The following is a 20,303-nucleotide window of genomic DNA, read 5'->3' as shown; positions in this document are numbered from 1 at the left end:
TCATGATGGCGTGTGCAGTCCTGTATGACGTGTGGCACAGGAAGCGGTGATGTCCAGGCAGCCCGTCCAACAGGGTGGGCTGCTCTCTTCCGTGAACGCGAAAGGTCCAGCCATTCCTGCCTGGCTCTTACCAGGCAATTAAATACAACACTGGTTGTGCAACAGACCAGTCTTATTAAGGTCCGCTGCATATGCGCGTTCTGGGAAGGCTCATGTCGAATACCCACTTGCCAGGTGCTTCCGTTTTCGATGATGAGCGTGGTCCCCGGCGTTTTGGCCACATGCCCAGTCGATTCTTGGCTGATTTTCCTGCTTTTCTGCCATAGTGTCCAGTCTGCTCCGCACTGCGGGTTGGGTCAGTGCTGTGGATAAACCAATCTAGCGGTGGCGTGGGGGCACAGCCCGACACTATGGAAGGTGTGGGCCAAATCGCTTTTAGATAAGGGGCCACCTGCGAGCGAGGTTGAGCTAAACTTCGACAATTCGCTAACGGAATTTATAGGAGAGGAGTCCAGGACGGTTTCCTTCTCAGACGCGGGCAGGAATGATCCGGGTAAACACGGCGGCCAAGTCGCTGTTCTAAAAGGTTTGGATTTTTCTCTTAGACCTGGCGAATGGATGCTCACTTTGGAGAGGAGTTCAAACCATGCTGATTGAACAGAGGGGTGGCCGCACTTGTCTAATCGTCTCCCTCGTTCCTCGGTCTGTGCCCGAGTTAACCATCTGCTGTCTTTCGCACATGGCAAGTTCAATTGAAGTCAGTTCGGAGAAAAGTGATTCAGTAAAACAGGTGTCAGCTCTCACTCGGGGTGGCGATATCTCGATAAGGTTCCTGCGCAAGCGTGGTTCATGGAGCCTAGCCGTCTTAAGAGAGTTGAAAAGTGGAGGATTTCTTTCGGCAGAGTTGAGGTAATTAAGTCCATCAGCAAGGTTATCGCTTTACTGATTTGCTTTACTAATTAATAAGCGGATGCCAGCCCATCTGGTCAGTCTGGCAGTTGTTAGTCGTCAAAGATACGGTTTCAAGCAACTTACTTGGGCAAACACGATTCCCGCTAGGGCGTAGCCTTTTCGATATCTTGAAGCCCCTGTCAAGGGTCTAGCTGGCTACTTTAATTCCATATCTGCAGATTATGGATGTCTGCAGCCTTGCGTTCAACATTATGTGTTTCGTGGTTAAACAGCCGGATTTTCAACGATTTGAACGGATGAATATCCCCTATGAAGATCGTGAATTCGGAAGAGCGACAGAAAAAAATAAACAATTAATAGAAACGCTCAACAAAATGTTTATTAAATGGTTATACTATCTTTAGCTACTTCATGAAAGAGATGATGTATGAGCAACGATGCACAATCGGCACGCGACCTTAAGGCGCAGGACAGCGTAGAGCGTGCCCTGATAATCCAATCCTTGGCCCAGCTGGTGGAGCCGCTGGCATCGCTTATGGCGGATTGCGAGGTTGTGGTGCATGACCTTTCACAGGTGCCCACCACCATTGTCGCCATCGCAGGAGGCTTGACCGGTCGCAAGGTCGGTGATCCGGCGACCGATGTGCTGCTCAAGCAGATGGCTGAGGGTAGGGTTCGCACCATGGTCAACTACAGCTCTGTTCTGCCTGACGGGCGTCGGATTCGTTGTGCCACTATCGCCGTCAAAGATAGCCGAGGGAATCCGGTCTCTGCATTGTGCATCAACAGCAGTGTCGAGATCTGGTCGGGGCTTCTGAAAATATGCCAGCAAATGCTCTACGGCAGTGTAGACGCAAGCTCTGAACCAAAGTCGGAAGCTGAACTTGATGAAGACTTGGATCAGAACCAACAGCGTGGCGCCGAGAAAGCCGGATCTGAGACAGGGCAGATAGATCAGGGAACAGAATCGGCCGAAGCCAGCTCCGCGGGTGAAGCCTTCGTCCACAACCTTGGCGACTTGGCAAATATCGTGCTTGACCGTGCTGTTGCCAGCCAGGGTGTACCGGTCGAGCTGATGACGAAAAGCCATAAAAAGGAGGTGATACGACAAGCCAAAGAACAGGGCTTTTTCTTCCTGCGAGACGCGGCCGAGACCTTAGCCGACCGTTTGCAGATTTCACGGTTCACCGTCTACAACTATCTCAAAGAAATAGACGAGACGACCTCCGTTAAAGATAAGAAAAAGCAATAAGCGGGGGAGTGGTACCGAGGCCATGGTGGCCTCAGAGGATTGCATTGCTAATGAAGGCAAGGTATCCGGCATAGTTGTAAAGAAGGGAACAGACGTAATCATGGGTCTTCTACATCCCGTTTCAACCCAGGATCTGGGAAGAATACATAGCATCCGTTGGGATGATGCACATCGCAACTGCGGTGACGATGCCATATCCCTGTCGGTGGCAGATATGGATTTCAAAGCCCCGGACCCGTTGGTCCAGGCTGTGGTCGAGCGTGCTCAGGTGGGTGATTTCTGCTACACTTACCTGGACCCCTCGTATAGACAGTCAGTGTGCGACTGGTTCAAAAGGCGCCACGGCTGGCAGATCAGACCCGCCAGTCTGGTGCCGGTAGGAAGAATGGTAGAATCCTTGCCGGCCATACTCAGGGAGGCTCTGCCGCCCGTCAGCTCGGTGATCGTTCCCTATCCTGCATATTCGCCCACCCCAACGGCGATCAAGGCCGCAGGGTGCAAGGTCCTTCCATGGATGCTGAAGATAGACGGCCAGGGAAAATACCGGTTCGATTTTGATGCGCTTGAAGACCTGCTTGACAAGGCCAATGCGATGGTAATCACCAACCCGCATAACCCCACCGGTCGTGTATGGACCCGTGACGAACTGGCTAAGGTTGCCAAGGCTGCCGCCAAGCATGATGTTCTGGTCATCTCAGATGAGTTCCATGCTGATCTGATCCATTCAGGATATCGATTCCAGCCTTATCTGACCTCTTCGCCCGAGGCAGCTGGAGGCATCTCCTTTACTTCCCCGGGGAAAACCTTCAACATCGCTGGGTTGGAAACTGCCAACATCGTCGTTCCTGATGCTGATCTGCGGCACAAGGTGGAAAAGGCCATCGATGATGCCGGCTGCCATAATCCCCGCTATTTTGCACAAGTTGCTACTCAGGCAGGATATGACCATTGCGCAGACTGGTTGGACGAGCTTCTTGCTGAGCTCGAGAAGCACACCAATCTTTTGCGCGACTGCGTTGCCGGAATGGATGGCGTGAAGCTGATCGAACCTGAAGGCACCTATCTGGCCTGGATAGATATGAGAGGGCTGGGACTTCAGGATGAGGAGATCGAAAAGCGGCTGACTGACCAGGGTCTGAAGCTGGATCCGGGGACTGACTTCGGTCTGGGCGGCAGCGGTTTTGTGCGTATCAACCTGGCAACAACTACGCCGATTCTGACCGAGGCACTGTCGCGCATGCATCGGGCGCTTGGTACTTCCACGAGAAAGGTGACCCTGCAATGACGAAGGAAAGGAAACAAAGAGAGCAGCGTTCCCCCACCCTGCTCTTGGCACTGACTCCAATTATCGCCATGGCGGTGTTTATGGGGGTTGGGGCTATCTGGCTGGAACTTCCCGCTGAACCGATGCTTATCATGGCTGCCGTGGTGGCAGCGATCATCGCCTACATGCTTGGCCACGGATACGATGAGATGCTCAACACCATAGCCGAGAAGATCGCCGGGATCATGCCTGCCATGCTGATTCTGATAGTGGTGGGCATGCTTATCGGATCCTGGATGATCGGCGGAACCATTCCCATGATGGTTTACTTCGGCCTCAAGATCGTATCGCCCAAGTACCTCTATCTGACGGCTCTGCTGGTCACGGTCATCACTTCGGTCTGCACGGGAACCTCCTGGGGTTCCGCAGGTACCATTGGCGTGGCCTTCATGGGAGTGGCGCTGGGCATGGATGGCATCAATCCCGCCATCGTCGCTGGTGCAGTGGTCAGTGGCGCCTATTTCGGAGACAAGCTTTCCCCTCTGTCCGGAGACACCAACCTGGCTGCGGCCATCACCCATGTGAATGTGTTCACGCATATGAAGCACCTGTTGTGGACCACCTTCCCCTCCTTGCTGGTGGCATCGATAGTCATGTTTGTGGCGGGCCGTGGAGTCCAGTCCACAGGCGGCCGTGGCTTTGACAAAGTCGCCGAGATGAACAACACGCTTTCGCAGGCTTTCACCTGGAACGTGCCCATGCTGCTTATACCACTCCTGATCATCCTGATCGGGTCGGCGTGGAAGAAGCCGACTATTCCAGTCATGCTGCTCTCGTCGGCGGTGGCCATGTTCAACGCTGTCGTCATCCAGCGCTTTTCCGTCACCAACGCGTTCAACGCCATTGTCAACGGATTCGACACCTCTATGCTCCCCAAGGGCTTCAACCTGGGTCCCGCAGCCAAGGACATCACCAGTCTGCTGAATCGGGGTGGCATGGAGAGCATGATGAGCACCCTTCTAATTGCGTTCTGCGCCCTCTCCTTCGCAGGAGTGCTTTCGGCCTCCGGGGCTTTGAACAAGATAGTGGAGTCTCTGCTTAAGATCAGCAAGAGCACTGGCTCGTTGATTGTCGTCACCCTGCTGACCGGCATCCTGACCATATCCACCACCTGCAACGGGCAGGTCTCCCTCCTGCTGCCTGGCGAGCTGTTGAGGCCTGCCTACATTCGTCGAGGTCTGCATCCTTGCAATCTCGGGCGAAGCATAGAGGACTCCGGCACCATATTCGAGCCGATCCTGCCTTGGACAGCTGCTGGCGCCTACATGGCGGCCACGTTGGGGGTGCCCACGCTCTCCTATATGCCTTGGGCAACTCTCTGCTGGACCGGCGTGATCTTTGCCACCATCTGGGGATACACAGGAATTGGCATCAGGAAGCTAACGCCGGATGAGCAGAAGGCCATGCTCGCTGAGCTGGATAAGGAGAAGGAAGCGTAGAGCCTTTTCTCTGTTATGGCTAATTAGCGCCACCACTGGGCAGTACCTGTTGTGGCGCTTTTCTTGTCAGTCGGAAAACGAATATGGATCTGCATGGGTTCGGTCTCTTTTCATTGTTCGGAAAGCAGCAAATTAGTCGTCCTGGCTTCAACGACCAGCGCTGAACTTAATGGCGTTAATGCAGGTTTCTATGTTTCTCTCGAGTGCAGAATCAGTAAGTTTGACTATGAAAGCAGCACTTATATAACTAGTCTGATCTCAGTGAACAGCAAAGATCAAATGTTTAGTAATTTTATCTTTAGATCGAGCACTTTGTTGGCGCTGTTATGTTGAATCGACAACAGATCAGTTTTAAATATTATGAAATTTGCTCGGTATTCATAACTTCAGAAAACATACTCAGCAGCACCTGATAAGTCCTTGAAAAAACAGAAAAATCTATCCTTTGTTTGCGTCAAAACCATATTTTCAACACGCGCGAAATAAATTGACAGATGCTTATATGTAATTAGCATTGTAGGTACAAAGTCAAAAGGGAGTTGGTCACATTGGCCAGCTCTTCACTAATGGGGCAGCGCTTTTCGAAGCGGATGCCCCATTAGTTTAGCTGCGGGGGCCAATGTGGACAGTTCAAAGCGCATGTGTCTGGCTAAAAGCCTCGATTTTCAAATTGCTAATTTGCAAAACGACGGCATCGTATTCGATATCTGTAATGAGGAATCCGCTAAAGCATATCTATCTGCGAACACCTACCTATTTTGGATTAAGCGATATGCTTCTAATTTCAACAAGCACGAAGACGGGAAGTACAAGAATCTCGATTTCGCTGTACTCAAAGATTTGGCGGTCATTGACTATGAACTCAGGATGGCACTGGAATATTTGGTAGCAAACGCGGAACATGATTTGAAAGTGCGATTCAATAATTTATTGATGTCAAATTCTGAGCTTGACGGCAGACGAATTGCAAAGCTGGTTGATCCATATGATCGCTTTGTATTTGATGAAAAGACTGGCTATCGAAATCAGCACGATGGCAGGCCTGGCAAGACAGGAATTAAGCTTAAATATTCTCCTTATTCAGATGCTATGGTTCGCAAATATTTCCCTGACCCAGAAATATGGAACTTATGGGAATGCTTCAATCTGGGTGATTTGATTGATTCATATATGAAGTATCTGGAGTCATTGCATCTGAGAGACAATGCTACAAAATTTTTTGGCAACTTCCGTAGGTTGCGAAATGCGGTATCGCATAGTGCCCCGTTACTGTTGGATGTGGATAGGACAAACAAGCATGGCCATGTGCCTCAGACTGAGTTTGTTGATGGATGTTTGTGCGATTTATTCCAAATGGATACCCCCCCCCCCCGGCGCCTATTCCGAGTACGATTAAGAAGTCGCAACTTGTCTATGACTATTCAAGTTTCTTGTGCATGTTTCTTATAGTCTGTAACAGTATGCCCATACGACGCATAGCAGCAAAATTGATGTCAGATCTAGAACAAAGAATATGCAAGAATTACGAGCAGTATTATCAGGGGAATTCGGAGTGCATCCACTTAAGGAATACTCTTGCATGCATTATTCGTATTTCGCGAGCGTTCTCGGAATACATTAAAGCTGAAAGTGACCAGCCGCATCAAAGCGGAAGATTGCATTTTATCCCTCAGCCTTTTTCAGTTAAGTGAATCCTGCTCAGTCACCGGTTTAAGGTGGTCATTTTATCGGAGAGCAAGAGTTCTGACCATTTCCTTCTTCATCAGTGTTGAAACCGACTGTGTAACTCAATAGTGATTGCAGGCTTTTATAATTGATTTCTCTGTTCCTGCTTGCAGTATTGTTGAAAGTTCTCTTTACATAGAATGATTCGGCGGGGTGTGGTCATACATTCGGTTGTATGAGCTTCAGCTGCTAGAGTGTCCACCCCACTGGATCAGTGTTATCCACGCTGTAGTAGTCGTAGTTGGATAGTCGATATTTGCCAAAGATGATGTAAAAAAGCCTCGAAAGCCTCGGAAATACTATCTGTGGAGCTAGCCGGATTCGAACCGGCGACCCTCTGCTTGCAAAGCAGATGCGCTACCAGCTGCGCCATAGCCCCGTGAATGTGAAAAGAACTTCAACCACACAAGAAATGCGTGGGCCTGGGAGGACTTGAACCTCCGACCTCATCCTTATCAGGGATGCGCTCTAACCAGCTGAGCTACAGGCCCATGCCGTGTGACCGAAGAATCACACAAATGGTTAGCTTACCATAGTGTCCCCTCAAGTCAATCTCGGCGGCGTCGCGTCGCGTCTTGGCGGAAGAATGGGGGTCATGAGGCGGAAACGGCGTGCGGAACCAGTCCGGTCGGAGCAGCTGGAGGTCGGTGGTGAGACTGTTCTGGTTATCAGGAAGCGGATCGCCAACGTCTATCTGCGGGTCAAGCCGCCTGACGGCCATCTGGAAGTGACGGCGCCTCTAAAGCTGGGCGACGACCAGATTCGTGCCTTTATCGACGGCAAGCACCGCTGGATTGCAACCACTAGAGAACGTCTGGCCCACTCACGCGATGTCTACGCCCAATCCGGAGCCGATGGTCAGCTACAGCCAGGACGATCCGAGGACGAAGCCAAGAGAATTCTCCAAGAGAGGCTGCCGACTCTGCTTGATCGGTGGGTCCCCGTAGTGGGTCGTCGGCCCGAGCGCATCAGTCTGCGGAAGATGAAAACGCGCTGGGGCTCCTGCACCCCCGCCACTGCCAGTATCCGGCTCAACACCGACCTGGCTTGGCTGGATTCCGATCTGTTGGAGTATGTGTTGGTTCACGAGCTGACTCACCTCTACGAGCACGGTCACGGCCCCGGCTTCCGCGCGCGGATGGATCGCTATATGCCCGACTGGACTGAGCGCCGTCGTCGACTCAACCGCTATTTGGCTTTGTGACTACAGAAGCTAGACATATGAAGATATGACTTCGAGAGCCATGAATTCCGGAGCCATCAGCTCCACGTGATTTCAGAATTTGTGCAATGTGAGCTTGTAAATTACGAATCTGTGGCATCATACGTGCTGATGATTTCGCGTCCGAACCTCTGCTGTGTCTTTTGGAGCGAAGTCGGATTGGTTTTTGATGCGTTCTGTCTGTGCAGATCTAACCTGCCTATGCGGTCTGATTCAGACCGAACTGACTGTGAGCTGTTCTGACTCAGCTGATCTGCATTTGATTCGTGCTGACTCTACCCGAGGCTGGTTTAATGCGCCACATTTGTCCTCCAAAGCCGACAGGAGACTGCCGCAGCCCATGCTGGTGCGCTAGCGTTGAGGAAGAGGGGCGATCCTGCAGCAGCTAGGCAGGCTCCCTGCGGCCCGGAGGCGAGTGTGGAGCCGATCCGGGGCAATCGATCATGAAGGAGCAGATGAGATGACGGAATCCAAGAAGACAATCAAGCGTGCTGTGGTGACCGGCGCTTCGAGCGGCATCGGTCAGGCCAGTGTGCGAGCCTTGGTGGACAAAGGCTGGAAGGTGGTCGGACTGGCTCGGCGCGAGGACAATCTCAAGGCCCTCGCCGACCAGCTGGGTCAGAACTTCACCTATGAGGTATGCGATGTGACCGACGAGGACTCCACTCAGGTGGCCGTCGATGCTGTACTCAAGGGTGGACCGGTCAAGGCTCTGGTCAACTGTGCCGGTGCGGCATTTGGCAAGGACCCGGTGGCTACCTCCAGCCTGGACGATTGGCGCGGCATGTACGAGCTGAACGTCATCGGCACCCTGCGGGTCATCCAGAAGCTGCTCCCGGCCCTGAAAGAGTCGGAGGGCACGGTTCTCGTCATCTCCTCGACGGCAGGCATCGAGCCCTACGAGGGCGGCGGTGGATACTGTGCTTCCAAGGCGGCGGAACGGGTCATGGCCCGCATTCTGCGGCTGGAACTGATTGGCGAGCCAGTGCGCGTGGTCGATATCGCCCCTGGTCTGGTCCACACCGATGAGTTCTCCCTGAAGCGGTTCGGCGGTGATAGCGACCGGGCTGACGCGGTCTACGCCGGTGTGCCCGACCCGCTGACCGCCGACGACATCGCAGGATGCGTCACCTGGGCCTTGGAGCAGCCCGACACTGTGGACATCGACCAGATTGTGGTTCGTCCTCGTGCCGAGGGCTCATACACCAAGCTTTACCGTCGCAGCTGAGCCTGGTAAGGGACCGATTCTGGCAAAACTGATTCTGCCAAAAACCCAGTTTGACAGGTTGATTCTGGCAGGAACCGGGTCTGGCAGAGGTTGAGTCTTGGCAGCTAAGCCTATGTGTGCCTAGCGGAACGCAGTCGACCGGGGATAGTGCCGACGGCCACGATGAGCACGGACAGGACCGATCCCGCCAGCACGCCCAGCAGTGCTGGCTTCAGGCGCGGGGATCCGGCGAACGCCAGGTTGGCGATCAAGAAAGACATGGTGAAGCCGATTCCACAGAGCTGGCAGAGGCCGATCATGTTCCCGGTCGTGGAGCCAGCAGGCCGCCGTAGCCCCAAATGACCTGCTAGGATCACCACGGTCATGATTCCTAAGGGTTTGCCCAAGGCCAGTCCCAGCGTGGTGCCCCAAAAGACGCGGTCAGTCAGCAGTCCGGGCCCCAGCTGATCTAGGGAGATGGATAGCGAGAAGAAAGCAAACACGGGCAGGACAACCAGGGCGCTCAAAGGCGTCAGCAGGCGATCCAACTGTTCGGCAGGCGATGGTGCCCGGGAGTAACTCTGCTCAATTCCTATTGTCTTGGTCTCAGCTGGATTGGCCCCGGTAGATTCTGCTCCGGATGGTTCAGCCTCGCGTGACCTGGCCACAGGGGTCAATAGGCCCATCGCCACTCCCGCCAACACTGGGTGGATTCCAGCCTTGAAGAGGCCGTACCAGGCCAGAAGTCCGCCCGCTAAGGCGCCCAACAGGAACAGCAGCATCAACGGTCTCCAGAGTTGGGAGGAACGGCTCACCGCTCGGACCAGCAGGGCCCAGACCACAAGGCCGGCTAGGCAGACAAGCAGCCAGCTCTGTTGTCCCAAACTGGAGTAGCCCAGGGCTATCAGCAGGACGCCAATCAGATCGTCGAAGATGGCCAGGGTCATCAAAAAGGCCTGCAGGGCGGGCCCGGCCTTGGGCAGAAGCAGTTGCAGCGCCGCCAGGGAGAAGGCCACATCGGTGGCCGTTGGGACAGCCCAGCCACGCAAACCAGCGGGGGAGCCCAGGTTGAGCAGGCAGTAGATCAGGATCGGAACGGCCACACCGCCTAGAGCGGCCAGCATGGGCAGTAGGACCTGCCTGTGGTCGCGCAGAGTGCCCGTGGCAGCTTCCTGGCGCAGGTCAAGACCCATGGTCAGGAAGAATATGGTCAGCAGCCCGTCCTGTATCCAGTCCTTCAAGGACAGGTTCAGCCCGCTCGGCAGATCCAGAGGTACCCAGGCGGCAAGCGCATTCAGGCCTGGCCCGGCCTTCGGCAGATTGGCCAGGATCAGTCCGGCTACTGCGCAGACCATCATGAATGGCCCGGTGATCCGATCGTTTTCAGCCAAGGATGATAGGGTTGCGAAACAATTTGAACGATGATGTCTGTTGTGCTGGTCCCTGTCAGATCCGCCCTGCCCACGCTGTGGATTTGATGGTTGGGCATTCGATGGCTTGGAATTCTGCTGAGAATTCGAAAGTCGGGGGTCTGATGGTTCGGGGTCCTGACGACGTGGATTGATTTGAGATGTTGGGAATGTGGGCGTGGGCGGCATGATGCTCCTGGTCGGGCGGATAGGGTTCGGTCTTCCGTGGCCGACCAGTCTTCCCGGCATGAGGCGGCGCCCGGCCGTCTCCCAAATGTCAATTCTATCTTGTCCAAAGAGTTATGCCAGCGGCCCTGCACCTTTTACGATGCAGGGCCGCTGGCATACCGCCTATCGGAGGCGGCGATGAGCTCTCAGAGCTCAGAAATCGAGTAACTCAGTAACTCAGAACAGATGGCTGCGCATGAACCACTGGAAGTGCTCCAGCTCCTGCACGTGGTCCTGCAGGATGTTGGAGCTGACGATGTCCAGGTCGTCCAGCTTCTCAATGGCCTCGCGGTCGCGCTTGATGAAGGTGGTGTAGTAGGTGTCCAGGGCCTTCAGGTAGTCCAGGGCATCCTGGCGGCCGGTCATGGTGATGCCATCCCAGTCGCGGTTCTTCATGATGTCGTCGGGCCGTCCGGCGGGGGAGCCGCCCAAGGTGGCGATGCGCTCTGCGGTTTCGTCGGCCATGTTCAGCACCGAATCGACCTCGGGATCCATCATCTCGTGGATGCCGATGAATTCCTTGCCCTTCATGTTCCAATGGGCGTGCTTGAGAATCAGGGCAGTCTCCTGTTCCTGGCTCAGACGGCTCTGCAGGATGGAGATGACCTTCTCGCTGGTCGCTTCGTCGAGTCCCGGTACGGTAAAGTTCAATGCCATAATCGCTCCTTAAATATGAAATTATGCCTGCGGTCGGGTCAGCCCCGACCTTGTATCTCCAGACTAGAGGAAAAGGCAAGGAAACGCTTGGATTTTGCGGGAATCAACTAGTGAAATCATTCACGGACCATCGGCTACGCTGACAGTCATTTTTCCTTGACTAGCGTGGATGCTCGTAGGCTGACGGCCAGCCTCGGTCAAATCAATCTCAGTCAGATTAGAACCGCTCTGGTTATTCCCGGCCTGCTCCTGCTTCGGGATTCGACTTGTCTTCATCCGCTTCGTCTTCTCCGGCTTCGTCATTATCGCCAGCCTGGCCCTCAGCCTCCCGCCGGCGCCTGACCTCAATGGTCTCGATGCGCCGCCCGTCCACCTTGGTCACCACCATGTCATATCCGTCGTCGGAGTGGACCACGTCGCCCACCTGCCCCATCCGCCCGGTCTGGGCCAGGAAGTAGCCGGCCAGGGTCTCGTAGGGTCCGTCCTCCAGCTCGATTCCGGTCAGGTCCGCGAAGTCCTCGATCGTCATGCCGCCGTCAACCGTGGCCACGCCGTTGACGAAGGCGGTTGCCTGGGGATGGGCCGGGTTCTGTTCCTCAGGCAGGTCGTACTCGTCGCGGATGTCGCCTACCAGCTCCTCGGTCATGTCCTCCAGGGTGACGATGCCGTCGGTGCCCCCGTACTCGTCGATGACCACAGCCAGGTGGATGCCTTTCTTGCGCAGCTTCTCCAGGCTGGGCAGGAGCTTGGAGGTGCCGGGCAGGGCGATGCCGGGCCTGGTTACGTCGGCCACGGTCTTGGCCTGGGGATTGCGCACGTCCATCAGGTCGCGCACGTGGACGAAGCCCAGCACGTCGTCGAAGTCGCGTCCGGTCACCGGGTAGCGCGAGTAGGGCTCGTCGTGCACGAATTCGACCGCCTCCTGCAGTGGCATGTCTCCGGCGATGAAGACCACGTCGGCCCGGGGGCGCATGACCTCGGCCACGCTGGTCTCGGAGGCATCGAAGACGTCGCCCAGGATCATCCGCTCGTCCTTGCTCAGGTTGGTGTTGGAGGAGACCAGCATCCGCAGCTCGTCATCGCTGACCTCGGTGTCGGTCTGCTGGGGGTCGAAGCCCAGGATGCGCACGATGAGGTTGGTGTTTTTGCCGATCAGCCAGATCAACGGCCTGCACAGGGTGGTGAAGACGTCGATGGCCGGGACGACGGCCCTGGCGATGGCCTCGGTGCGCTGCATGGCGATCCGCTTGGGCACCAGCTCGGAGATGACTATGGAGCAGTAGGAGATGATCAGGGTCAGGATCACTGTGGTCAGGGTGCCGGCCAGGCTCTCGTGCACTCCCCACCCGGTCAGGACGGGCACTACGTAGGGGGCGATGGATGATGCGCCGAAGGAGGCCGAGAGAAAGCCTGTCAGTGTCACGCCGATCTGCACAGCGGAAAGAAAGGTATTGGGGTCGCGGGCGATGCGGGCCACCCGGGCGCCGCGTGCGTCCTGCTGCTCCATCTGTTCCAGTTGCGATCCGCGCAGGGAGACCAGCGCCAGCTCGGTCCCCGAGAAGACGGATCCGATCAGGAGGAAGAAGAGAATGAGCAGGATGTTCAGCCATAATGCCATAACCTCAATGCTAGGGTATGGACGCCCCATGTGCCCTATGTCACACCCCAGCGGCGAACCTCTGTCTTCCCCATGCAGTGCTTCCTGACTAGCATGAAATACGGAGACAGGTTCGGCTTCAGGCCGACGTTCCCAACGCTCCCGAAAGGATTTTCCCATGTCACAGCTTCAGCACGAATTGACTGAGTTCACCACGCAGGCCTACCAGGATAACAAGACCTTCCCGGTCTCCAAGAAGGATCTGCTGGGACACTGGTCCCTGCTCTTCTTCTACCCTGCGGACTTCAGCTTCGTCTGCCCCACCGAACTGGAGGATCTGGCCAGCAAGTACGAGGACTTCAAGAAGATCGGCTGCGAGATCTACTCCGTCTCCTGTGACACTGAGTTCGTCCACAAGGCCTGGCACGAGGCCAACGAGAAGATCGCCAAGGTCCAGTACCCCATGCTGGCCGATCCGACCGCAACCCTGGCCAAGGACCTGCAGACCTACAATGAGGCTGAGGGCAAGGCCGAGCGCGGCGACTTCATTCTGACCCCTGAAGGCAAGGTCGTGGCCTACGAGGTCATCTCCTCCAACGTGGGCCGCAACGCCGACGAGCTGCTGCGCCGCGTTCAGGCCTCCCAGTTCGTCTACGAGCACGGCGATCAGGTCTGCCCTGCCAAGTGGGAGCCCGGCGAGGACACCATTGAGCCCAGCCTGGATCTGGTCGGTCAGCTCTGATCTGCAGCTGCCAATATCGGGAACTCGCCGATCGGAAGCGACCAGGGCGGGTTCCCTTTTCTGTATTCACGACCAGTATCCAACACCAGCACATCCGTGCATTCCTTCGGAAGAGGCATTCATGACGGAAGACAAGAATCTCTATGACGTGGTCGTCATCGGCGGTGGTCCTGCAGGCCTGAGCGCAGGCCTCTATCTGGCCCGGGCGCGGTATCGCACCCTGATCCTGGAGAAGGACGACTTTGGCGGCCAGATCACCATCACGGCCGACGTGGTCAACTACCCGGGCGTGGCCAGCACTGATGGCCGCAGGCTGACCGATACCATGCGCCAGCAGGCCCAGAACTTTGGAGCCGAGTTCATGAGCGCCGAGGCCACAGGTATCGAGGCCCAGGGCGACATCAAGGTGGTCCACACCTCTCGGGGCGACCTGCGCACCTTCGGCATCCTGATCGCCACCGGCGCCAGCCCCCGCAAGATAGGCTTCCAGGGCGAGCAGGAGTATGCGGGCCGCGGTGTGGCCTACTGCGCCACCTGCGATGGCGAGTTCTTCACCGGGCGCGAGGTCCTGGTGGTCGGCGGCGGGTTCGCAGCCGCTGAGGAGTCGGTCTTCCTGACCAAGTACGCCACCAAGGTGACCCTGCTGGTGCGCGAGGAGGACTTCACCTGCGATGCTGCCGTGGCTGACGAGGCCCGGAAGAACGACAAGATCGAGATTCATTACTCCACCGAGCTCAAGGGAGTCTCCGCTGGCCCCGGCGGGCTGGTCGAGGCCGCTATCCTGGACCGCAAGAGCGGGCAGACCACCACTTGGAAGCCCCAGGATGGCGGCACCTTTGGCGTCTTCGTCTTCGCTGGCTACGTGCCCCAGACCGGCATGCTCAAGGGCGTGGTGGATCTGGATGACCACGGGTACGTGCTGACCCACGACTACCTGGAGACCTCGGTGCCAGGCATCTACGCCGCCGGGGATCTGCGGGTCAAGAACCTGCGGCAGGTCATCACCGCCGCCTCCGATGGGGCTGTGGCCGCCGTGGAGCTGGAGCGCTACGCCTCCAACATGTCGGACAAGACCGGCCTGGTGCCGCCGCGGCCCGAGGACTCCCCCTACGCCCGTTCCGAGCGGCAGGCCGAGAACTCCGCCCTGGCCTCGGGCACCTCGCCCGCGCCTGTGGCCCAGGAGGACGGCCAGGCCCTGGCCAAGACCTCCGGCTTCTTCGGGCCGGACATCCGCAAACAGCTGGGCATGGTCTTCGGCAAGATGACCGGAAAGCTGGAGCTGGCCCTGGATCTGGACGGCAGCCAGGTCTCCAAGGAGCTGGAGGCCTTCGTGGATGAGCTGGTCGGGCTCTCCGACGGCAAGCTGACCGTCAGGGTCGACTCCCGCACGGACGAGGACAGCAAGGACTACGATCCCTCCAGCGACCTGCCTGATGCACGTCCCAGCGTGCGCATCTGCCGGCTGGACGACCAGGGCGTCTCCCAGCCGACCGGATTGGCCTTCCATGGCGTGCCCAGCGGCCACGAGTTCAACTCCTTCGTCCTGGCCCTCTACAATGCGGCGGGCCCCGGGCAGCAGGTTGATCAGCCCACCTCGGACCGGATCGATGCCATCAAGGACCGGGTGGACGTGATGATGCTGGTCTCCCTGACCTGCACCATGTGCCCGACTACGGTCCTGTCCGCCCAGCGGGTGGCGGCCCAGAACGGCAAGGTGCGCGCCGAGGCTTACGACCTGGCCCGCTTCCCTGAGCTGAAGGATCAATACCAGGTCATGAGCGTCCCCTGCATTGTGATCCGCAAGGACGGACAGGAGACCGTGGAGTTCGGCAAGAAGTCCGTACCTGAAATGCTGGATCTGATTGGGGCCTGACCCTGCGTCTGAGCCTGAACAGAGTCTGAGAAGGCGCTGGCGTCTATTGCCTTTGCGGTGATGATGCCAGCGTCTTTTTGGTATATGTTGCAGGTCTGTATTGATGAAAAGCTCTGGATATTATCCATGGTTTGGATAGTTTGTCGTATCAGCAGCCACAGGAGTGACGGATGGCTAGATCCGCCTTGATGATCTGCACGTCGGGGACCTGGTCCGGCTCCAAGGCCGCATTGATGGCGCAGGCGGCAATTTTCGCAGTGTCCTGCTGCATGGTGGTCAGCTGAGGCCAGGTGTAGAGGGAGTCGATGGTGCCGTCAAAGGAGACGATGGCTACATCCTCGGGAATGCGCAGCCCGCGTTCATGCAGGGCTCGCAAAGCACCCATGGCCTCCAGGTCCGATCCGGCGAAGATGGCCTGGGGTGGTCTGCCGCTGTCAATCAGGTCCAAGGTGGCGCGGTAGCCGCCCTCGCGTGTGAAGAAGGCCTGGCGAATCCTGCCGGCGGGAAGGTTGGCGTTCTGATGGGCCGCATACCAGCCCTGGATGCGGGCGTCGCCCCGGTCGTCGGGGGAGCCGCCGAAGAGCATGTCGACGCTGCAGTGCCGGTGCTTGATCAGGTGTTGGGTGGCGGTCAGGCCAGAGTGGAAGAAATCGGTCGACACGCTCTTGGCATTGCTCACCCGGTTGGGCTGGTCCATGAAGACGAAGCGACTCTCCTCGAGATGAGCCATGCTCAGCTGTGCGTAGCTGCGTGAGGATGAGAGGAAAATGGCATCGACGTTGCGCTCCAGCAGCTGTCTGATGGCCTGCTCCTCCAATTCGGGGTCGCTGCGCACGTTCATGAAGAGAACCGAGTATCCCCGCCGCATGGCCACCGTCTGCAGCTCGTCGTAGATGCCGGCGCTGAATGGGTTGGAAGAATCCGGCACAATGACCCCCAGCATCTTGGAATAGCCGGTGCGCAGGGCGCGCGCCGTGGGGTTGGGGTGGTAGTTCAGCAGCTTCGCCGCCTCGCGCACCCGCTTGGATGTGTTCGGAGCCACAGCCCTGGGCCCATTGTTGAATACGTAGCTGACCACGGCTGTGGAGACATTAGCCAGCTTGGCCACATCCGTGCGCGTGGCCCTTTTGCGTTGTCGGTGATCCTTGTTGTTTGCAGCCATCAGAGTTCGTTCCCATCTGCCTATTCGCCAGTCTCAATTTATGCTACCCGGAATAGGGAATCTACTCGAATTGATATTGCCGTCAAACCCGGTTGAGCACCATTATTGATCTGTCTGCACATGTCTTGCTAAGGCTGAAAAATCAAGGTAAATAGCACCAAAAAACCAGCCGTTGCGGGTGCGTTTTTCCTCAAAAGCAACTGTTCGGGCAACCAGCGTCAGATATTTGACAGACGAATCTACTCGTGTATATTAAGAATCACGAATGAGTTCAGGTTCTCTCGGAACGTGTTCGGCGAAGAAGCAACCTACGAAGGAGTGGTTGATGAACAAGATCAAGACGGTGGCGGCGGTCGGCATCTGCTGCGCTATGGCAATAACCTCATTGGCTGCCTGCGGCTCTTCCTCCTCCGGGGGCAAGAAGACCGTGGAATTCATGACCATGCAGTCGACGGGGACCCCCCAGCTCAAGGCTCTTCAGGGCCTGGGCAAGAAGTTCGAGGCAAAGAATCCAGACATCGCCATCAAGATGGTTCCTGGCACCAACAACAACGAGAACGACATCAAGGTTCGTCTAGCGGGCCACAACCCTCCGGACATATGGAACACCCACGGCTGGTCGCGCGACCGGTACGGCAACTTTCTTGAGCCTCTGCAGAACAGGCCCTGGGCCAAGCGGCTCAAGCCGATAGGCAACGATGTCTTCAAGACCAAGGACGGCAGATTCTACGCCCTTCCTGCTGATATTCAAGTGTCTGGCATCATGTACAACCAAACGGTTCTGGATGCGGTCGGCATCGATCCCAAGTCCATCGACACCTGGGACGCCTTTGAGCAGGCCTGCACCAAGCTCAAGGCCGCCGGGTACACCCCGCTCATCTCCTCCAACAAGGATGCGGGTCCCAATGGCGACATCGCCGACTACATGCTTCCGGGCATGTACGACGACAGCCAGCTCAAGGACCTTTCTGCCGGCAAGTTCGATACCGCAGTCTACGAGAAGTACACCTCCAGGGTGGCCAAGTGGGCCAAGGACGGCTGGTTCAATGTGGATTACACTTCCGCCTCCCAGGATGACATATCCAGGCTGATGGCCCAGGACAAGGTCGGCTTCTCCTTCCGCGCCAACGGCAGCTCCCAGCTGATCCAGTCCTACAATCCCAAGGTCAAGCTGGGCATGATGCCGGTTCCTGCAGAAGTCGGCAGACCCTACTTCTCTACAGGCGAGGACACCCTGACCTTCGGCGTCTCCAAGACCAGCAAAAACAAGGACGCGGCATTGAAGTTCATCGACTTCATGGCCGAGCCTGAAAACCTGCAGAAGCTGGTAGACGTGAGCATGAACGATTCGGCCCTGACCGGCGTCAAGTCCGCGCTGGGGCAGTTTGAGCCGACATACGACTACTGGGTCAACAAGAAGAAGACCAAGTTAGTCCCCTTCTTCGACCGCAAGTACCTGCCCAACGGCATGTACAACACTCTGGCCAAGTCGACCGATGGTCTGCTGACCGGTCAGCTGACTGCACAGGCCGCTGCCGATCAGGTCAAGACCTCCTTCAACAGCCTGTATGGCCAGAAGTCTTCCTGAGCAGTGAGCCAAGAGGAGCCGAGTCATGACAGATAGCCGCTCAGGGGCGATTCCTTCGCAGGACACCCAATCCGGATCACCGTTACATGGGGATAGCAGGGATGCATCCGTTGACCACGTCAGGGGTCCCGCCCTGCGTCGTCGCCGTTTCAAGGGTGCCTCGATCAATCTCTTCTATCTTCCTGCCGTCATCCTCCTGGTGATCTTCATCATCTATCCGCTCTTGTCGGGGATCGGACTTTCCCTGACCAACTGGGACGGGTACAACGAGGCCAAGTCCTTCGTGGGGCTGGCCAACTACAAGCAGATGCTGACTGACGCCAACTTCAAGCAGGTGGTCATCAACACCTTCATCTACGGCATTGGCAGCACAGTGCTCCAGCAGATCCTGGGCCTGGCTCTGGCACTGCTGCTGAACGCCAGGATCAAGGGGCGCACCCTGATCAGGGCCATCATCTACCTGCCCGCTCTGGTGGCCCCGGTCATCATGGGCATCATGTACTACTTCGTCTTCCAGTACCAGCAGGGCGCCCTGAACGCCGTCATGACGGCGCTGGGTCTGCACAAGGTGGCCTGGTTCAACAATGCGGGGTTCTCGGTCTGCATCATCGTGCTGGTGAATTCCATCCAGTTCGTCGGCGTCTCCATGATCATCTACCTGGCCGGTCTGCAGACCATGGACCAGGAGGTGGTCGAGGCCGCCGAGGTCGATGGGGCATCCGGCTGGAAGAAGTTCTGGAACATCACCCTGCCGCTCCTGTCGCCCGCCTTCACGACCAGCGTGGTTCTGAACCTGATCGGAGGGTTGAAGCTCTACGACATGGTCAAGGTGCTGACAGGCGGCGGCCCCGGGTATGCCACCAACTCCATCTCGACCTATATCGGCACGATCTACTTCGACAACCAGGCGGCCGGGTATGCCTCGGCTATCGGAGTCTTCCTCTTTGTCCTGATTGCCATCGTGACCTGGCTGGTCGACAAGGGGCTGGCCAAGCTGGATTGGGAGGCCTGACATGGCTAGCAAGAACAAGAATGCGATGACCCCTGCCGAGCGGTCATACCAGCGTGGGCGTTGGGCCATCTACCTCTTTCTGGTCATCGTCTGCCTCTGCCAGCTCCTGCCCTTCTACCTGGCGATCACCACCTCGCTCAAGCCTTCGGACGATCTGAGCTCGGCCCTGAGCATGCGCATCCACGACCTGGCATGGTCCAACTGGTCCGAGGCCGTCAACGAGGGCGGCATCCTCAAATCCGTTCTCAACAGCGTGGTGGTGACTGTTGGGGCGACGGCCCTGGTCTGCATCCTGGGAGCAGCTGCGGCCTACCCCCTGGCTCGTCGCCTGACCCGATTCAACAAGCTGGTATCGGCCTTCATCCTCTCCATGATGATGATTCCGCCGCTGAGCATTCTGGTCCCCCTCTACTCCTTCCTGGTCAGGATCGGCGGGGTGAACAACTACTGGGGCATCATCGTGGTGCTGACGGCCACCAACCTGCCTCTGTCGGTCTTCCTCTACACGGCCTTCATCAAGGCCATACCCCCGGCGATTGATGAGGCCGGCGAGCTGGACGGGGCCAACCGGCTCCAAGTCTTCATGCGCCTGGTCCTGCCCATGCTCAAGCCGGTGACGGCGACCGTGGTCATCATGACCGGCTCGACAGTATGGAACGACTACGCCCTGTCCAGCTACATCCTGACCGATCCCTCGGCCCAGACCATTGCCCCTCGTGTGGCCTCCTTCTTCTCGGCCAATACCAACAATCTGGGCGTCGCCGCAGCGGCATCCCTGATTGCGGCAGCCCCCATGGTGGTCGCCTATATGTTCCTGCAGAAGTACTTCATTGCAGGGATGGTGGCCGGAGCAGTCAAGTAGTCTTTTAGTCAGGAGCCGCCCAACTGCAGTTGAGCGGGCGGCTCACTGGCTCATCAAGCATCGTTGTTTTTGCACATTTGTGCCGTAGTCAC

At 57.0% G+C, this 20,303-nt stretch carries 15 protein-coding genes and 2 tRNA genes; 11 read left to right on the top strand and 6 right to left on the bottom strand.

Annotated elements, in window-relative coordinates; genetic code table 11:
• Nucleotides 1-1,339: 1,339 nt before the first annotated feature.
• The 4 genes from J3U06_RS08020 to J3U06_RS08005 all read left to right on the top strand — a co-directional run bounded on the left by J3U06_RS08020 (nt 1,340) and on the right by J3U06_RS08005 (nt 6,376).
• Nucleotides 1,340-2,164, top strand: coding sequence for a helix-turn-helix transcriptional regulator (locus J3U06_RS08020; protein WP_267444853.1), 825 nt, complete (start codon nt 1,340-1,342; stop codon nt 2,162-2,164).
• Nucleotides 2,165-2,264: 100 nt separating this feature from the next.
• Nucleotides 2,265-3,449 carry a MalY/PatB family protein gene (locus J3U06_RS08015; RefSeq protein ID WP_267444852.1) on the top strand — a complete coding sequence of 395 codons (1,185 nt, stop codon included), beginning with the start codon at nt 2,265-2,267 and terminating at the stop codon, nt 3,447-3,449.
• Nucleotides 3,446-4,927, top strand: coding sequence for a Na+/H+ antiporter NhaC (gene nhaC, locus J3U06_RS08010; RefSeq protein WP_267444851.1), 1,482 nt, complete (start codon nt 3,446-3,448; stop codon nt 4,925-4,927). Before J3U06_RS08015 ends, nhaC begins: the two co-directional genes overlap by 4 nt.
• A 621-nt stretch (nt 4,928-5,548) precedes the next feature.
• Complete coding sequence (locus tag J3U06_RS08005; RefSeq protein ID WP_267444850.1) at nt 5,549-6,376, top strand: Abi family protein; 828 nt, start codon at nt 5,549-5,551, stop codon at nt 6,374-6,376.
• A gap of 582 nt (nt 6,377-6,958) precedes the next feature.
• Here J3U06_RS08005 and J3U06_RS08000 read toward each other — a convergent pair.
• Both J3U06_RS08000 and J3U06_RS07995 read right to left on the bottom strand, forming a co-directional pair.
• Nucleotides 6,959-7,031 (bottom strand) — tRNA-Ala (locus tag J3U06_RS08000).
• Nucleotides 7,032-7,069: 38 nt separating this feature from the next.
• Nucleotides 7,070-7,143 (bottom strand) — tRNA-Ile (locus J3U06_RS07995).
• Between the two features lie 104 nt (nt 7,144-7,247).
• Here J3U06_RS07995 and J3U06_RS07990 point away from each other — a divergent pair.
• Nucleotides 7,248-7,856: a M48 family metallopeptidase gene (locus J3U06_RS07990; RefSeq protein ID WP_267401044.1), complete on the top strand. Its 609-nt coding sequence runs from the start codon at nt 7,248-7,250 to the stop codon at nt 7,854-7,856.
• A 478-nt stretch (nt 7,857-8,334) separates the two neighbouring features.
• The gene (locus J3U06_RS07985) at nt 8,335-9,102 is read left to right on the top strand and encodes an SDR family oxidoreductase (protein ID WP_267401042.1); all 768 of its coding nucleotides are present in this window, start codon (nt 8,335-8,337) and stop codon (nt 9,100-9,102) included.
• Nucleotides 9,103-9,212: 110 nt separating this feature from the next.
• Here J3U06_RS07985 and J3U06_RS07980 read toward each other — a convergent pair whose 3' ends face one another.
• The 3 genes from J3U06_RS07980 to J3U06_RS07970 form a co-directional block, all read right to left on the bottom strand.
• Nucleotides 9,213-10,472, bottom strand: a complete 1,260-nt coding sequence (locus J3U06_RS07980) for a Na+/H+ antiporter NhaA (RefSeq protein ID WP_267401040.1) — start codon at nt 10,470-10,472, stop codon at nt 9,213-9,215.
• Between the two features lie 423 nt (nt 10,473-10,895).
• Entirely contained in the window at nt 10,896-11,375 is a 480-nt protein-coding gene (locus J3U06_RS07975) for a Dps family protein (protein WP_220236604.1), read from the bottom strand.
• Nucleotides 11,376-11,607: 232 nt separating this feature from the next.
• Complete coding sequence (locus J3U06_RS07970) at nt 11,608-12,993, bottom strand: hemolysin family protein (RefSeq protein ID WP_267401035.1); 1,386 nt, start codon at nt 12,991-12,993, stop codon at nt 11,608-11,610.
• A gap of 157 nt (nt 12,994-13,150) precedes the next feature.
• Here J3U06_RS07970 and J3U06_RS07965 point away from each other — a divergent pair, with 157 nt between their 5' ends.
• On the top strand, nt 13,151-13,714 hold the full coding sequence (locus tag J3U06_RS07965; protein WP_015021096.1) for a peroxiredoxin: 564 nt from the start codon (nt 13,151-13,153) through the stop codon (nt 13,712-13,714).
• Nucleotides 13,715-13,835: 121 nt separating this feature from the next.
• Nucleotides 13,836-15,587, top strand: a complete 1,752-nt coding sequence (locus tag J3U06_RS07960) for an FAD-dependent oxidoreductase (protein ID WP_267444849.1) — start codon at nt 13,836-13,838, stop codon at nt 15,585-15,587.
• A gap of 148 nt (nt 15,588-15,735) precedes the next feature.
• Here J3U06_RS07960 and J3U06_RS07955 read toward each other — a convergent pair whose 3' ends face one another.
• A complete protein-coding gene (locus tag J3U06_RS07955) occupies nt 15,736-16,749 on the bottom strand; it encodes a LacI family DNA-binding transcriptional regulator (protein WP_267444848.1) in 1,014 nt (337 codons plus the stop codon).
• Nucleotides 16,750-17,074: 325 nt separating this feature from the next.
• Between J3U06_RS07955 and J3U06_RS07950 the strand changes: the two genes are divergently transcribed.
• From J3U06_RS07950 to J3U06_RS07940, 3 genes are read left to right on the top strand one after another with little or no spacing between them, the layout of a single operon-like run.
• Entirely contained in the window at nt 17,075-18,337 is a 1,263-nt protein-coding gene (locus tag J3U06_RS07950; RefSeq protein ID WP_220236608.1) for an ABC transporter substrate-binding protein, read from the top strand.
• Nucleotides 18,338-18,362: 25 nt separating this feature from the next.
• Nucleotides 18,363-19,349 (top strand): carbohydrate ABC transporter permease, encoded by a 987-nt coding sequence (locus J3U06_RS07945; RefSeq protein WP_267444847.1) that lies wholly within the window; start codon nt 18,363-18,365, stop codon nt 19,347-19,349.
• Nucleotide 19,350: 1 nt separating this feature from the next.
• Complete coding sequence (locus J3U06_RS07940; RefSeq protein WP_267444846.1) at nt 19,351-20,211, top strand: carbohydrate ABC transporter permease; 861 nt, start codon at nt 19,351-19,353, stop codon at nt 20,209-20,211.
• Nucleotides 20,212-20,303 lie beyond the last annotated feature (92 nt).

The sequence above is a fragment of the Bifidobacterium sp. B4142 genome (genome assembly GCF_026537325.1).
Taxonomy (GTDB): Bacteria; Actinomycetota; Actinomycetes; order Actinomycetales; family Bifidobacteriaceae; genus Bombiscardovia.
Note: the sequence above shows the minus strand (reverse complement) of the source record. Positions and strands in the feature narration are given on the sequence as shown.